Annotated in this window: 11 protein-coding genes; 3 read left to right on the forward strand and 8 right to left on the reverse strand. The window is 66.7% G+C overall.

All coding sequences use genetic code 11. The features are described 5' to 3' along the window. The first annotated feature begins 326 nt into the window (after positions 1 to 326). Together ACYU8W_RS13755 and ACYU8W_RS13760 are read left to right on the forward strand one after the other, a co-directional pair. Complete coding sequence (locus ACYU8W_RS13755; protein WP_129625268.1) at positions 327 to 2,195, forward strand: 2-oxoacid:acceptor oxidoreductase subunit alpha; 1,869 nt, start codon at positions 327 to 329, stop codon at positions 2,193 to 2,195. Then, positions 2,192 to 3,271 carry a 2-oxoacid:ferredoxin oxidoreductase subunit beta gene (locus ACYU8W_RS13760; protein ID WP_499469920.1) on the forward strand — a complete coding sequence of 360 codons (1,080 nt, stop codon included), beginning with the start codon at positions 2,192 to 2,194 and terminating at the stop codon, positions 3,269 to 3,271. The genes ACYU8W_RS13755 and ACYU8W_RS13760 overlap by 4 nt, the downstream gene beginning before the upstream one ends. Before the next feature lie 578 nt (positions 3,272 to 3,849). Here ACYU8W_RS13760 and ACYU8W_RS13765 read toward each other — a convergent pair. Then, positions 3,850 to 4,284 (reverse strand): enoyl-CoA hydratase-related protein, encoded by a 435-nt coding sequence (locus ACYU8W_RS13765; protein ID WP_499469922.1) that lies wholly within the window; start codon positions 4,282 to 4,284, stop codon positions 3,850 to 3,852. A 60-nt stretch (positions 4,285 to 4,344) separates the two neighbouring features. Here ACYU8W_RS13765 and rarD point away from each other — a divergent pair, with 60 nt between their 5' ends. After that, the gene (gene rarD / locus ACYU8W_RS13770; protein WP_499469924.1) at positions 4,345 to 5,295 is read left to right on the forward strand and encodes an EamA family transporter RarD; all 951 of its coding nucleotides are present in this window, start codon (positions 4,345 to 4,347) and stop codon (positions 5,293 to 5,295) included. Positions 5,296 to 5,404: 109 nt separating this feature from the next. On the opposite strand, the gene ACYU8W_RS13775 is transcribed toward rarD, so the two are convergent. The 7 genes from ACYU8W_RS13775 to nuoL all read right to left on the reverse strand — a co-directional run bounded on the left by ACYU8W_RS13775 (position 5,405) and on the right by nuoL (position 14,564). Continuing rightward, on the reverse strand, positions 5,405 to 6,703 hold the full coding sequence (locus tag ACYU8W_RS13775; RefSeq protein WP_499469926.1) for a D-arabinono-1,4-lactone oxidase: 1,299 nt from the start codon (positions 6,701 to 6,703) through the stop codon (positions 5,405 to 5,407). Then, positions 6,696 to 7,841: an alanine racemase gene (locus ACYU8W_RS13780; protein ID WP_499469928.1), complete on the reverse strand. Its 1,146-nt coding sequence runs from the start codon at positions 7,839 to 7,841 to the stop codon at positions 6,696 to 6,698. The genes ACYU8W_RS13775 and ACYU8W_RS13780 overlap by 8 nt, the downstream gene beginning before the upstream one ends. Continuing rightward, the gene (locus ACYU8W_RS13785; RefSeq protein WP_499469930.1) at positions 7,838 to 8,449 is read right to left on the reverse strand and encodes a TetR/AcrR family transcriptional regulator; all 612 of its coding nucleotides are present in this window, start codon (positions 8,447 to 8,449) and stop codon (positions 7,838 to 7,840) included. The genes ACYU8W_RS13780 and ACYU8W_RS13785 overlap by 4 nt, the downstream gene beginning before the upstream one ends. A gap of 152 nt (positions 8,450 to 8,601) precedes the next feature. Next, a complete protein-coding gene (locus tag ACYU8W_RS13790; protein ID WP_129625262.1) occupies positions 8,602 to 9,612 on the reverse strand; it encodes a polyprenyl synthetase family protein in 1,011 nt (336 codons plus the stop codon). Between the two features lie 7 nt (positions 9,613 to 9,619). Continuing rightward, positions 9,620 to 11,161: an NADH-quinone oxidoreductase subunit NuoN gene (nuoN, locus tag ACYU8W_RS13795; protein WP_499469932.1), complete on the reverse strand. Its 1,542-nt coding sequence runs from the start codon at positions 11,159 to 11,161 to the stop codon at positions 9,620 to 9,622. After that, positions 11,161 to 12,708, reverse strand: a complete 1,548-nt coding sequence (locus tag ACYU8W_RS13800) for an NADH-quinone oxidoreductase subunit M (protein WP_499469934.1) — start codon at positions 12,706 to 12,708, stop codon at positions 11,161 to 11,163. Before ACYU8W_RS13800 ends, nuoN begins: the two co-directional genes overlap by 1 nt. Continuing rightward, the gene (gene nuoL, locus ACYU8W_RS13805; RefSeq protein ID WP_499470395.1) at positions 12,708 to 14,564 is read right to left on the reverse strand and encodes an NADH-quinone oxidoreductase subunit L; all 1,857 of its coding nucleotides are present in this window, start codon (positions 14,562 to 14,564) and stop codon (positions 12,708 to 12,710) included. Before nuoL ends, ACYU8W_RS13800 begins: the two co-directional genes overlap by 1 nt. Positions 14,565 to 14,655 lie beyond the last annotated feature (91 nt).

The raw sequence follows: 14,655 nt of genomic DNA on the forward strand, positions 1-14,655 counted from the left end.
GCACTCGGACTGCCGGCCACCAGATCGCCGAGATCACCAGCGAGACGATCACCGCCGATCGCACACCCGAGATCGTGCTGTCGAGTTCACGGGACGAGAGCGCGAGCGGCTGCCTGCCCGCGTCCTGGACGTACGTGTCCCACCAACCCACACGTTGACCCTGTGCGCGCACTCACCCTCGACGTATGTATAACGTGACGTTAAGAATTCCATAACGCGGACGGATTCCGGTGTTTCTCGGACACAGGCGTACCGTTGTGGGAGTTAGCACGTCCTAACTCGCGAACCAATCTCCGCGAACGCGAACCTCGAAGAAGACGGGTCCAGTGAGCAGCAAGCAGTCCCAAGCACTCGACCGTGTGGTCATTCGTTTCGCCGGCGACTCCGGCGACGGCATGCAGTTGACCGGTGACCGATTCACCGCCGAGACGGCCTCGCTCGGCAACGACCTGTCGACGTTGCCCAACTTCCCCGCCGAGATCCGCGCGCCCCAGGGCACGCTGCCGGGTGTCTCCAGCTTCCAGCTGCACTTCGCCGACCACGACGTGCTCACCCCGGGTGACGCACCCGACGTGCTCGTGGCGATGAATCCCGCTGCACTCAAAGCGAATCTGGGTGATCTGCCACGCGGCGCGACGGTCATCGTCAACACCGACGAGTTCACCAAGCGCAACCTGGCCAAGGTCGGTTACACCACCAGCCCGTTGGACGATGAATCCCTCGCCTCGTGGCAGGTGCACCCTGTCCCGCTGACCTCGATCACCGTCGAGGCGCTGCAGGAGTTCGAGAGCCTGAGCCGCAAGGACAAGGAACGCGCGAAGAACATGTTCGCGCTCGGCCTGCTGTCGTGGATGTACTCGCGTCCGCTGGAGGGCACCGAGAAGTTCCTGTCCACCAAGTTCGCCAAGTTGCCCGACATCCTCGCCGCCAACATCAAGGCACTGCACGCCGGTCACGCGTACGGCGAGACGACCGAGGCGTTCGGAGTCCAGTACGAGATCGCGCCGGCCCCGATGCCGCAGGGCACCTACCGCAACATCACCGGAAACGTAGCTCTCGCCTACGGGTTGGTGGCTGCGTCGCACCGTGCGGGCATCCCGCTGACACTCGGCAGCTACCCGATCACGCCGGCGTCCGATCTGCTGCACACTCTGTCGGGGCTCAAGCGCTTCAACGTCATGACGCTGCAGGCCGAGGACGAGATCGCCGCTGTCGGTGCCGCACTCGGCGCGTCGTTCGGTGGGTCGCTCGGTGTCACCACGACCAGCGGACCCGGCCTCGCGCTCAAGGCCGAGACCATCGGCCTCGCGGTCTCCCTCGAACTGCCCCTGGTGATCGTCGACGTGCAGCGCGGTGGCCCGTCCACCGGCCTGCCGACCAAGACCGAACAATCAGACCTGCTGCAGGCGATGTTCGGCCGCAACGGCGAGTCCCCCGTGGCCGTCATCGCGCCGTGCACCCCGATCGACTGCTTCGACGCCGCGCTGGACGCCGTTCGCATGGCCACGAAGTACCGCACCCCGGTCATCGTGCTGTCCGACGGTTACCTGGCGAATGGTTCCGAGCCGTGGCTGGTGCCATCCGTGGACGAACTGCCCGATCTGACAGTCGAATTCACCACCGAGCCCAACGACGTGGACGCCGACGGCAAACCGGTCTTCCACGGCTACAAGCGCGATCCGGAGACGCTCGCTCGGCCGTGGGCCGTGCCCGGCACGCCCGGTCTCGAGCACCGCGTCGGCGGTATCGAGAAGGCCGACATCACCGGCAACATCAGCTACGACCCGGCCAACCACGACCACATGGTGCGCACCCGCGCCGCCAAGATCGCCGGCATCGAGGTGCCCGACATCGAGGTCGACGACCCGAGCGGCAAGGCCAAGGTGTTGGTGCTCGGCTGGGGTTCGACCTACGGACCGATCCAGGCCGCGGCACGGCTGGTGCGTGCCGGCGGCGCCGAACTGGCCACCGCACACGTCCGCCACCTCAACCCGTTCCCGGCGAACCTCGAAGCCGTGCTCAAGGCATACGACCGGGTGATCGTGCCGGAGATGAACCTCGGCCAGCTCGCGATGCTGCTGCGCAGCAAGTACCTCGTCGACATCAAGTCGCACACCGCCGTCCGCGGATTGCCTTTCACCGCAACCGAACTCGCCACCGTCATCACCGAACACCTCGAGGAGGTCTCGCAGTGAGCATCGACCTGGGCATGCCCGCCACCATCGGCGGCGGCACCGCCGGCGTCCCGACCACCGACGCGAAGCAGACCAAGAAGGACTTCACCTCCGATCAGGAAGTGCGCTGGTGCCCTGGCTGCGGCGATTACGCGATCCTCGCCGCCGTCCAGGGCTTCCTTCCCGAACTCGGCCTCAAGCGCGAGAACATCGTGTTCGTCTCCGGCATCGGTTGCTCCAGCCGTTTCCCGTACTACCTCGACACCTACGGCATGCACTCGATCCACGGCCGCGCCCCGGCCATCGCGACCGGGCTCGCCACCTCGCGCGGTGACCTGTCGGTGTGGGTCGTGACCGGTGACGGCGACGCGCTGTCGATCGGTGGCAACCACCTGATCCATGCGCTGCGCCGCAACGTGAACATGACGATCCTGTTGTTCAACAACAAGATCTACGGCCTCACCAAGGGTCAGTACTCCCCCACCTCGGACGTCGGTGCCGTGACGAAGTCGTCGCCCGCCGGTTCGGTGGACCGGCCGTTCAACCCGGTCTCGCTGGCGCTCGGAGCCGAGGGCACGTTCGTCGCCCGCACCATGGACTCCGACCGCAAGCACCTCACCGAGACGCTGAAAGCGGCTGCGGCACACCGCGGTACGTCGCTGGTGGAGATCTACCAAAACTGCCCGATCTTCAACGACGGCGCCTTCGAACTGCTGAAGGACCGTGACGAGGCGACCGCGCGCCTGCTGCACCTCGTGGCCGGCGAACCCGTCCGTGCCGGCACCGGCGACGACGTCCGCGTGGTCGTCAGCGCCGAGAACGGTTCTCTCGCCGTCGTTCCCGAGGCGGACGCCGATCCGAATCGCATCGTCCACCACGACCCCACCGACCTCGGTCTCGCGTTCGCGCTGTCCCGCCTGGACGACCCGTCGTTCGCACATGTACCGATGGGCATCTTCCGCCAGGTCGAGGTGCCGACGTACGACGACGGTGTACGCGCCCAGATCGACCAGGCAACCGGCGGCGAACAGGTGGCCGACGCCGACCTGCAGCAACTGCTGTCCGGTGCCGACACCTGGGACGTCAACGCCCGCTGAACCTCTTCTGCTGATTCCGTATCACCTTCCGGCGGCCGGCTTTTTGAGGTGTCGGGTTTTCAGGCGGCTACGAAGGAGACGGGATGGCCGGTTTTCGGTGCTCGTTGCGTCCTCGGGTGGTTTGCCCGTAGGCGGTTTCGTATCGCCTTCCGGCGGCCGGCTTTTCGAGGTGTCCGGTTTTCAAGCGGCTTGAGGGAGGCGGGATGGTGCGTTTTCGGCATTCGCGCGTCCTCAGGTCGTCAACGATGCGCACCTTATGTACAGGTGCGCAGGTTGCGTACACATGCCCGCGCTGCGTCCGGATGCGCACGTTATAACGTGCGCATCCGGACGCAGCCTGGGCGCTTGTACGTTTCCTGCGCAGACTTTCCGGACGTGCGCCCGTCAGGTAGTGAGGTGGGACAGCAAGGCCGCGGCCCCTCCCGTCCAAAGCCTGCTTGAAAGCTGGACACCTCGAAAGGCCCCCGCCGGAAGGCGATACGGAACCGCCTGAAACAGCACCGTCACGCAGCCCGAACCACTCGTTGCCGGGGTTCTCGTTCGAACTCACCGGGTTTCGGCGCACGGTCACCAACGCTTCAGCGGCCCTCGAACCTCGGCGTTTCGCGCGCGAGTGACGCCTCGATACCCGCCGCCGCGTCGGCGGTCTGCATGAGTCGCGCGGTCGCCACCCGGAAATCCGCTGCGCAGGCCAGCCCGAGTCCACCGCCGACCGCGGCACCTTGCACCGCCGCCACCACCGGAATCTCGAGCGCGAAGATTCGTTTGCCCGCTTCGTACAACGCCGAGATCGCGCCGTACGGGTCGGCCCGGATCTGTCCGGCGGCGAAGTCGGCGCCGGCGCAGAAGTGCTTGCCCGCCGACGCCAGCACGATGGCCCGTACACCCGCGTCCTGAGCGTGCTTCCCCGCGTCTGCGATCGAGTCGAGTAATTCGCGATCGAAATGGTTGGCCGGCGGACGGTTCCACTCGATCAACGCGACGTGGTCGTCGATGGTGAGGTTCACGCTCATGACACCCATCCTTCCGGTCGCGGATCAGCGGCTGAAGCCGGTTCAATGAGCAGCCGATCGATGCCCTACCGTTCACTGGTGCGGCGCGAACGGGACGAGGTCAGCAAGGGCACGGTCTACGGGTTCGCGGCTTACCTGCTCTGGGGCGCGTTTCCGCTCTACTTTCACCAGCTGCTGCCGGCGGGCGCCTGGGAGATCCTGGTCCATCGCATCCTATGGACGCTCGTCGTCTGCGCGATCGGCGTCGTGGTGTTGCGGCGAACCGCGTTCATCCGCAAGCTGATTCGCGACAAGCGGCGAATGGCACTGGTGACGATCGCCAGCCTGCTCATCGCGACCAACTGGCTGGTCTACGTCTACGCGGTCAACACCGGACGCACCAGCCAAGCGTCCCTCGGCTACTTCCTCAACCCGTTGGTGACGATCGCACTCGGCGTGGTCGTGCTGCGCGAGAAGCTGCGCCCGTTGCAGTGGATCGCCGTCGCGATCGGCGCGGTGGCCTGCCTGTACCTCACCGTCGAGGGCGGCACGTTCCCGTGGATCTCACTGGTGCTCGCGTGCAGCTTCGCCTCCTACGGTCTGGCGAAGAAGCGCATCGGCGGATCACTGTCGGCGTTCGAGAGCCTGGCGGCCGAGACGGCCATCCTGTCCCCGATCGCGCTGGTCGCACTCTTCCTGCTCGCCGCACGCGGCGACACCACGTTCGGCTCCGAGGGCGCCGGTCACACGCTGTGGCTCGCGTCGTCCGGCATCGCGACCGCCATCCCGTTGCTGCTGTTCGCTGCCGCCGCGTCACGCGTCCCGCTGGTCACCATCGGGCTGCTGCAGTTCGTCACGCCGGTGCTGCAACTGCTCTGTGCGGTGCTGTTCCTCGGCGAACACCTGTCAACCGCACGCTGGATCGGCTTCGCGATCGTCTGGCTGGCCCTCGCCGTCCTCAGCGCCGACTCGCTCGCCAGCGCCGGCCGCTCCCGATGGTCGGCGAGGTCGGCGCGAAACGCAGCCGTCTGAGAGACCTGCACGTCCGAAGCGGTTCGATGTTCCAGTCGCTTCGTTCGCTGCAGGGGTTTCGGCGATACGCCTTCGTCGCTCAGGCGTACGGCTCAACCAGCAGAGATGATCAGGCGCCGAGGACGCGGTCGAGGTAGGGGTTGGTGAACACCCGCTGCGGGTCGAGTCGGTCACGCACGGCCACGAAGTCGTCGAACTTCGGGTACACCTTGCGCAGATCGTCGGCGCCGAGCTCGTGCATCTTGCCCCAGTGCGGGCGCGCCTCGTAGTCGCGAAGGATGTCCCAGAACGCCGCGAAGTACTCCTCGTGCGGACGCGTGCGGAACTGGTGCACGGCGATGTACGCCGACTCGCGGTCGTAGGAGGTCGACAGCCAGACGTCGTCCGGCCCCGTGAAGCGCACTTCGACCGGGAAGCAGGTGGCCGACGGGTGCGCGCGGTGCCTCTCGTCCAGCCGCTGCAACACCTCGACGGCGTCGGCTCGGGGCACGGAGAACTCGGTCTCGCGGAAGACCACGTCGCGCTCGGTCGGGTACACGATGTGCGACCAGTCGGTGTAGGTCTTGGCCGAGAGTGCGCGAGCGGAAACCTGGTTGATCAACGACGTCGCCCGCGGAACACGTCCGGCGAAACGGTTGACCGCCTCGAACACCTTGTTCGACAGCAGATCGTTCTCCAGTCGGTCCTTCCACGCGGGCATCGGTGCACGCCTGGACTCCTCGCGGTGGCGCGAATTCGTCTTTGTCAGAACGCGATCGGTGTCGGGAAACCAAAAGAACTCGAAGTGGTCGTGGGCGGCGATGCGCTCGTCGACCTCTGCCAGAACCGTCCGGAAGGACGCCGGCTCCTCCTGCGCGGTCAGCAGGTAGCGGGGCTCGCACTGGTACTCGATCGCGGTGATCACACCGAGCGAGCCGAGGGTCAGCGCGACGGCCGGCAGGAGCTGCGAATTCTCGCAGTCGCAGACGCGCAGCAACGTGCCGTCGGCGAGCACCAACTCCACGCCGCGCACCATGCCGGAGAACCCGGTGAAACCGACACCGGTGCCGTGCGTACCCGTCGAGGTCGCGCCCGAGAGCGTCTGCCGGTCGTAGTCGCCCTGGTTCGGCAGACCGAGGCCTGCTTCGTGCAGCGCGACCACGGCGTCCTTGAGGCGTGTGCCCGCACGCACCCACGCCCGTCCGGTGGAAGCGTCCGCGCTGATGAGCCCACTGATGCGCTCCATCCGCAACTGAATGTCGACCGGTTGGCCGATCGCGGTGAAGGAGTGGCTCGCGCCGATCGGCTTGACCTTGCGACCGGAGGCGAGCGCCTCCGCGCAGATCTGCTGGATGTGCTCGACGTCGCGGACCTCGACGATCTCGACGTCGGCCGTGGCGGTACCGCTCCAGTTGCTCCACTCAGCCAAAGTTCTTCCCTTCGCCGCGATAGGTCGGGACGCGACCTGTCACCTGCCCGTCGCTGATCAGCACGATCTCGTCGAAACGCTCACACATCTCACCGGCCTTCGCGTGCCGGAACCACACCAGATCACCGAGTTCGAGATCGCGGGCAGCCTTGCCGCGCAACGGACTCTGCACCTCGCCGGCGCCCTCCTGCAGGAAGTAGGACAGTCCGGACGGGTGGGTCGGGGTGGGCAGGCGCGAGCGGTCGGCCGCACCGGAGGCGAGGTAGCCGCCACTGAAGGTGACGACGACGTCGGCGCGCGGCTTGCGCGTCACCGGCGAGACGAACCATGCCGCGGGTTCCACCTGTAGGTCGTCGAAGCCGTCGAAACTTGCGGGCGAGAAAAGGCCTGAGCCTGCTGCGAGTTCGGTGATCGCCGGGTCGAGATGGGTGGTGTGCAGGCTGCCGGTGCCGCCGCCGTTCACGAACTCCAGGGACGCGTGCTCCTCGACCGCTGATCGGATCGCGCCGCGGTCACGGGTGAGCTGATCGAGCGACAGCTTCTTCACGATCCGCATGCCGGCCTTGTTGTCGGGCACTCCGGCGACCTGCGCCTCGTAGAACATCATTCCGACCAGCGCGAGACCGGGAGTTGCGGCCGCGTGCGCTGCGAGGCGGCCCGCCTCGTCCGCGGTGTGCACGCTGGATCGGTGCGCACCGATCGACAGCGCCACCAGCCGCAGCGAGCAGTCGACGTCGATCGAAACCCGCAGCGGCACGTCCTGAGCGAACCGGGCCAGCCAGTCGATGTGCTCGGGCAGATCGACCATGAACGTGATCGCTGCGGCCAGCGTGGGGTCGGCTGCAACGGTCCGCACCGATTCCTCGTCCACGGTCGGGTACGCGACCACGACATCGTCGATTCCGTTGCGTACCAACCAGATCGCCTCGGCCACTGAGTAGCCCAGCACTCCCTGGTAGCCCTTGAAGGACAGCGCGCGTTCGATCAGCGATCGCACCCGGATCGACTTGGATGCGACCCGGATCGGCATTCCACCGGAACGGCGGAGCATGCCCGCGGCGTTGGCGTCGAAACGATCCAGATCGACGACAGCGGTCGGGACACCGGCCTTCGTCAGCGCTCTCCAGGGCTCGGTCAATCGGACCCCGCGAGCAAGGTGTCGATCGTCATTCCGAAGATGACGGCGTAGCCGTCGAGCACCTCGAGGGCCGCCTCGTCGTCGCCGTCGGCGATCCAAGCAAGGGCGACACCGTCGGTGACGGCAATGATCATGCGGGCCAGCGTCTGGCTCGGCAGCGGCAACTGCGGCACGGAGTCCAGCAGGCGCTGCTCGATGAACCGGGCGACGGTCGCGAAGGAACGCTGGAACATCATCTTCGCCAGCTCGGGGCCAGGCTCCTCCTGGCGCACCAGGTGGGTTGCGAGCTCGTAGATCAGCCGCTGGCGGTCACGGTTGCCGCCGGCCTCGACCCAGTACGCCCGGAAGGCCGCGCGGATGATCTCGGTGTAGTCGTCGGGCGCGATTGCGCTGAGGTCGACCTCGAGAGTCGGCTGCGCGATCGACTCGACCACGGCCTCCAGCAGAGCGCGCTTGGATCCGAAGCAGTAGTGGACCGTGCCCAGGGAGACCCCTGCTTCGGCGGCGATGCGGCGGACCGTCGCCGCTTCCAGGCCTTCGTTGAGCGAGACCCGAATGGCCGCCTCGACCAGTTCGGTACGACGAATGGCCGCGGGAGTGCGTGACATGGGGTTCTCCTTCTCCCGGTCTTGAACGGCCGTTCAAGACAATACCCGGTGATTCCTGGATATTTCAGCACTCTTGATCTTGACGGGTGTCAACCGGCTCCGAACCGGCGCGTAGCACTATCCGCTCGACCACCGGGCCGAGTCCGCTCGGCTCAGGCAGAGCGTTCGGCAACTCCCTCGGGCAGCGCCCGCAGCGTCTGCACTGCATCGCTGTCCCCCAGCCCGTCCAAGAGCGCCCGAGCCGATGCCGCCACGGCGACGGTGTGCTCACGCGCCTGTTGCAGCGCCGGGTGGGCACGCAGCAACGCCAGCGCCTCGGCGTGCTCCGCGGGATCGGTGAGCGGCCGGGATACCAACTCCTTGAGCCGATCATCGGCAGGGTCGGTCGACGCCAACGCGTACAGCACCGGCAACGTGCGCACGCCCTCGCGCAGGTCGGTGCCCGCGGGTTTACCCGAGACGTCCGAACTCACGTCGAGCACGTCGTCGGCCAGTTGGAAGACCATGCCGACCAGTTCGCCGTACTTGGTGAGCGTCTCGACGACGTCGTCCGCAGCGCCGCTGAACATCGCACCGTAGCGAGCCGCGGTCGCGATCAACGAGCCCGTCTTGTCGGCGAGCACGTCGAGGTAGTGCGCCATCGGATCGGCATCGGCCGGGGCCTGACGGTCGTCCTCGATCTGACCGGTGCACAGCCGGACGAACGTTTCGGCCTGAATGCGGACCGCATCCGGTCCGAGCCCGGCCATGATCGCCGACGCCTTGCCGAACAGCAGGTCGCCGATCAAGATCGCGGTCGAGTTGTCGTACTCGGCGTTCGCGCTGGGGACACCGCGACGCAGGTCGGCCTCATCCATCACGTCGTCGTGGTACAGCGAGGCGAGGTGGGTTAGTTCGACACCCACCGCCGCGTCGACCACCTGCTCATTGCGTCCGTCACCGAGTTCGCAGGCCAGCAGCGTCAGCAACGGGCGGAACCGCTTGCCGCCCGCCTCGACCAGGTGCTTGGAAGCCCCGGCGATGAACGGGTCGTCATGCTGGACGACCTCCCGCAGCCGCGCGTCGACCTGTGTGAGTCCCTCGGCGAGCCGGGTCGCGAGCTCTTCGCTCGCGCCCGGCACACCGATGGTGGACGTGTCGGTAGGGCTCGTGGACATGCTCATGACCGGATCAGCGCAGGAACTGCGAGGCGTGGCCCGCGATGTCCAGCAACGGTCCCGGCAGCACACCGAGCGCCAGCGTGATCGCCGTACCGGCGGCCACCGCGACGGCGGTCAGCGGCGACGGCATCGCCACCTGGACACCCTCGGCCGGCTCGGAGAAGAACATCAGCACGATGACGCGGACGTAGACGAACGCGGTGATCGCGGAGACGATCACGGCCACGACGACCAACCACACCGAGCCGTGCTTGACGGCCGGCGCGAACAACGCGAACTTGCTGGTGAAGCCCGACGTCAGCGGGATACCCGCGAACGAGAGCATCAGGAAACCGAACACACCGGCCAGGATCGGGCTGCGACGGCCGAGGCCCGCCCACTCCGACAGGTGCGTCGCCTCGACGCCCGATTTACGCACCAGCGCCACGACCGCGAAGGCGGTGATGGTCGCAGCGCCGTAGGTTGCGACGTAGAACTGCACACCGGCGACCGAATCCTTGTCGAGCGCGGTCAGCGCGAGCAGCAGGAAGCCTGCGTGCGAGATCGAGCTGTAGGCCAACAGACGCTTCATGTCGGTCTGGGTGATCGACAGCACCGCACCGACGACCATCGTCAGCAGCGCGACGATCACCATGACCGGCTGCCAGGTCCACCGCATCGAGTCGAACGCGACATAGAAGACGCGCAGCAACGCACCGAAGGCGGCGGCCTTCGTACACGCGGCCATGAAGCCCGAGACAGGGGTCGGGGCACCCTGGTAGACGTCCGGCGTCCAGGAGTGGAACGGCACCGCACCGACCTTGAACAGCAGGCCCACCGCGATCAGGATGATGCCGAGGACGAGGACGGAGTCCTGGCCGCTCTGGGTGCCGACGGCGTTGGAGATCGACGCCAGGTCGAGCGTGCCCGCGAAGCCGTAGATCATCGCCGAACCGAACAGGAAGAACGCCGAGGAGAAGGCTCCCAGCAGGAAGTACTTCAGGGCGGCCTCCTGCGACAGCAGGCGACGGCGACGAGCCAGACCGGTGATGATGTACAGCGGCAGCGAGAGCACCTCGAGCGCGACGAACATCGTCAGCAGGTTGTTGGTCGAGGGGAACATCATCATTCCGGCGACCGCGAACAGCGTCAGCGGGAAGACCTCGGTGGTGGTGGCGCCCAGGCGCTCGGCCTGAGCCTCCTGCGGCGAACCGGGCACCGATGCGCCGGACTGGGTGAACGCGTCCGCACCGTCGGAGGTGAAGCGCTCGGCCATGACCAGGACGGCCAGGAACGACAGCACCAGGATCGTGCCCTGCATCATCAGCGCCGGGCCGTCGATCACCAGGGCGCGACCGGCGGTCACACCCTGGTGATCACGCGCGACGGTCACCAGCAGGACGAACGCGGCCACCAGGCCGATGAGGGTCACGGCGAGCTGCGCCGCGTACCTGGCCTTGCGGGGCGCGAACGCCTCGATCAGCACACCCACCATCGCCGCACCGAAGATCACGAACATCGGCAGCAGCGCCGAGTACTCGATCTGCGCCTGCGTGAAGGTATTGGGATCCATTACTTGGCGCTCCCGTCAACGGCCGCACCGGTCTTCGGAGCGGGGTCGGTCACCCCGACGTGCTGCAGCGTCTGCGTCACGGCGGGCTTCAACATGTCAAGGGCCGGCTTGGGGTACACACCCAGACCGATCAGGAAGGCGATCAGGACTGCGGCGACGACCTTCTCGCGGACGTCGAGGTCGCGCACGGCGGCGAACCGCTCCCCCTCCGGCTTCGGACCGGTCATCAGGTGCTTGTACATCAGCAGGATGTAGATCGCGGCCAGGATGACGCCCACCGCGGCGATCGACGCAGCCAGCCAGTACTTGCCGAAGGTGCCCACCATGACCAGGAACTCCGAGACGAAGGAGTTCAGACCCGGCAACGCCAGACCGGACAGACCGGCGATCAGGAATACACCGGCGAGTACCGGGGTGACCCGCTGCCAACCGCCGTAGTCGGGGATGTTCTGGCTGCGACCGCGCACCACGAGGAAGCCGGCGAACAGGAACAACGCACCGGTGGTGAAACCGTGGTTGATCATGTAGAGGTTCGCGCCGACGTGCGAGGTGCTGGTCATCGCGAAGATGCCGAGCACGATGAAGCCGAAGTGGCTCACCGAGGTGTAGGCGATCAGGCGCATCATGTCGGTCTGGCCGATCGCCACGATCGCCGCGTAGATGATCGAGAAGACCGCCAGCGTGATGACCACGGGCGTCGCCCACTTGGACGCGTCCGGGAACAGCTGCAGGCAGAACCGGATCATTCCGTAGGTGCCGACCTTGTCGAGCACACCGACGAGCAGGACGGCGACGGCCGGCTTGGACTCGGCGGCGGCGTCCGGCAACCAGGTGTGCACCGGCGCCATCGGGGCCTTCACCGCGAACGCGATGAAGAAGCCGACGAACAACCACTTCTGGGTATCGAGCGGGATGTCGATCCCGGTCAGCCGGCTGACCAGGAAGCCGTGTTCCCCGCCGGGACCGGCCTGGAACAGGCCGATGACCGCGACGAGCATGACGAGTCCACTGGCGAGGGAGAAGATCAGGAATTTCACTGCGGCGTACTGGCGGCGCGGGCCGCCGAACTGGCCGATCAGGAAGTAGACCGGGATCAGCATCGCCTCGAAGAAGACGTAGAACAGGAAGACGTCCGTGGCGGCGAAGACACCGACCATGAAGGTGGCCAGCACGAGAAGCAGCGCGTAGTACGCCTTCTGCCGGCCGGGGGTGTCGTCCTCGACATCGCGCCAGGCGGCCAGGATCGCGATCGGCACCAGCACCAGGCTCATCAGGATGAGCGCGAGCGCAATGCCGTCGACACCGAGCGCGTAGGAGACACCGAACTGCTTGATCCAGGTGTGCGTCTCCGTCAGCTGGAACTGCTGACCGCTGCCGCCGGTCTTGAACTGGGTCGCCGCGGCGATGCCCAGACCGAGGGTGATCAGCGAGAACACCAGCGCGACCAGGCGCGCCGAGGCCGCGGCTGCCTTCGGCAGGCAGCCGATGACGATGGCGCCGACCAACGGCACGACGCCGATCGTCGTCAACCAGGGGAAGTTGGACATCAGTTGATCACCCACAGCAGACCGAGGATCGCGACGATGCCCACGAGCATCGTTGTCGCGTAGGAGCGGACAAAACCGTTCTGCAGCTTCGCCAGGCGCGAGGAGCTGCCGCCGATCATCGCGGCCGTGCCGCCGACGGCGCCGTCGAAGCCCTTGTTGTCGGCGAAGACCAGCGAGCGGGTCAGGTGCAGGCCGGGACGAGCGAACGCGGCCTCGTTGAGGTCGTCCTGGAACAGGTCGCGACGCGCGGCACGCGTGGCGAACGAACCGACCGGCGGCGTCACGGGGACGTCGTCGCGCCAGTAGCGCATCCACGCCAGGGCCACACCCACGGCGACGAACAGGATCGTCAGCGCCATGATCACCGGGATCGCGATGACCGGGTGCTCACCCTCAGGGTGGGCGCCGACCACCGGCTCCAGCCAGTGCGGGAAGTCCAGCAGCGTGAGGGCCAGACCGAGGAAGGCCGAACCGACCGCGAGGATCATCATCGGCACCGTCATCGACAGCGGCGACTCGTGCGGGTGGACGTCGTCGGTCCAGCGGCGCTTGCCGTGGAAGGTCATGAAGAACAGACGCGACATGTAGAACGCGGTGATACCCGCGCACAGCAGCGTCGCCCCACCGAAGACCCACGGACGCCAGCCCTCACCGATGAACGCGGCCTCGATGATCTTGTCCTTGGACCAGAAACCGGACAGACCCGGCACACCGATGATCGCCAGCCAGCCGAGGCCGAAGGTGATCCAGGTGATCTTCATGACCGAGGACAGCCCGCCGAAGCGGCGCATGTCGACCTGATCGTTCATTCCGTGCATGACCGAACCGGCACCGAGGAACATGCCCGCCTTGAAGAAGCCGTGCGTGACCAGGTGGAAGATCGCGAACGCGTACCCGACCGGGCCGAGACCGGCGGCCAGGATCATGTAACCGATCTGCGACATCGTCGAGGCGGCCAGCGCCTTCTTGATGTCGTCCTTGGCACATCCCACGATCGCACCGAACATCAACGTGATCGCACCCACGATGCAGACCGCGAGACGGGCATCCGGGGTGGCGTCGTAGATGACATTGCTGCGGACGATGAGGTACACACCCGCGGTCACCATGGTGGCCGCGTGGATCAGCGCCGAGACCGGCGTCGGGCCGGCCATCGCATCGCCCAGCCAGGCCTGCAGCGGGAACTGCGCCGACTTACCGCAGGCAGCGACCAGCAGGAAGATTCCCATCGCGGTGAGCGCGCCCTTGCCGGCTCCGGCGACCTGCTCGTTGACTCCGGCGAAGTCGACGCGGCCGAAGGTGGCGAACATCGTGAACATCGCCAGCAGCAGACCGAAGTCACCGACACGGTTCATGATGAACGCCTTGTTGGCGGCGGTCGCGTACGCCGGGTTCCAGTTCCAGAAACCGATCAGCAGGTAGGAGGCCAGACCCACGCCTTCCCAGCCGAGGAACAGACCGACGTAGGAGTCGGCGAGCACCAGCGTCAGCATCGCGGCGATGAAGAGGTTCAGGTAGGCGAAGAACCGGCGCTTGTCCGGGTCGTGCTCCATGTAACCCAGGGAGTACACGTGGATCAGCGAGCCGACGAAGGTGATCAGCATGACGAAGGTCATCGACAGCTGGTCCATCAGCAGGCCGAAGTCGACGTTCAGCGCGCCGGCGTCGATCCACGAGAACAGCTTCAGGTGAGCTGCGCGGTCGTGGCTGTCCTTGCCGAGCATGCCGAGCAGGACCGCGAGGCCGACGCCGAAGGAGGCCCAGGACAGCACGGTCGCCAGCAGCGGACCGATCTTGTCCAGCTTGCGTCCGCCGAGCAGCAGCACGGCAGCACCCAGCAGCGGCAACGCGATCATCAGCCAGCCCAGGGACGCGATGCCATCGGCGGCGTGTGCGGTCTGCGCCTCGCCGGACGCCAGGACGGCGCCCTGGACAGAGGTCGTGAGG

This window comes from Yimella radicis (assembly GCF_054778255.1).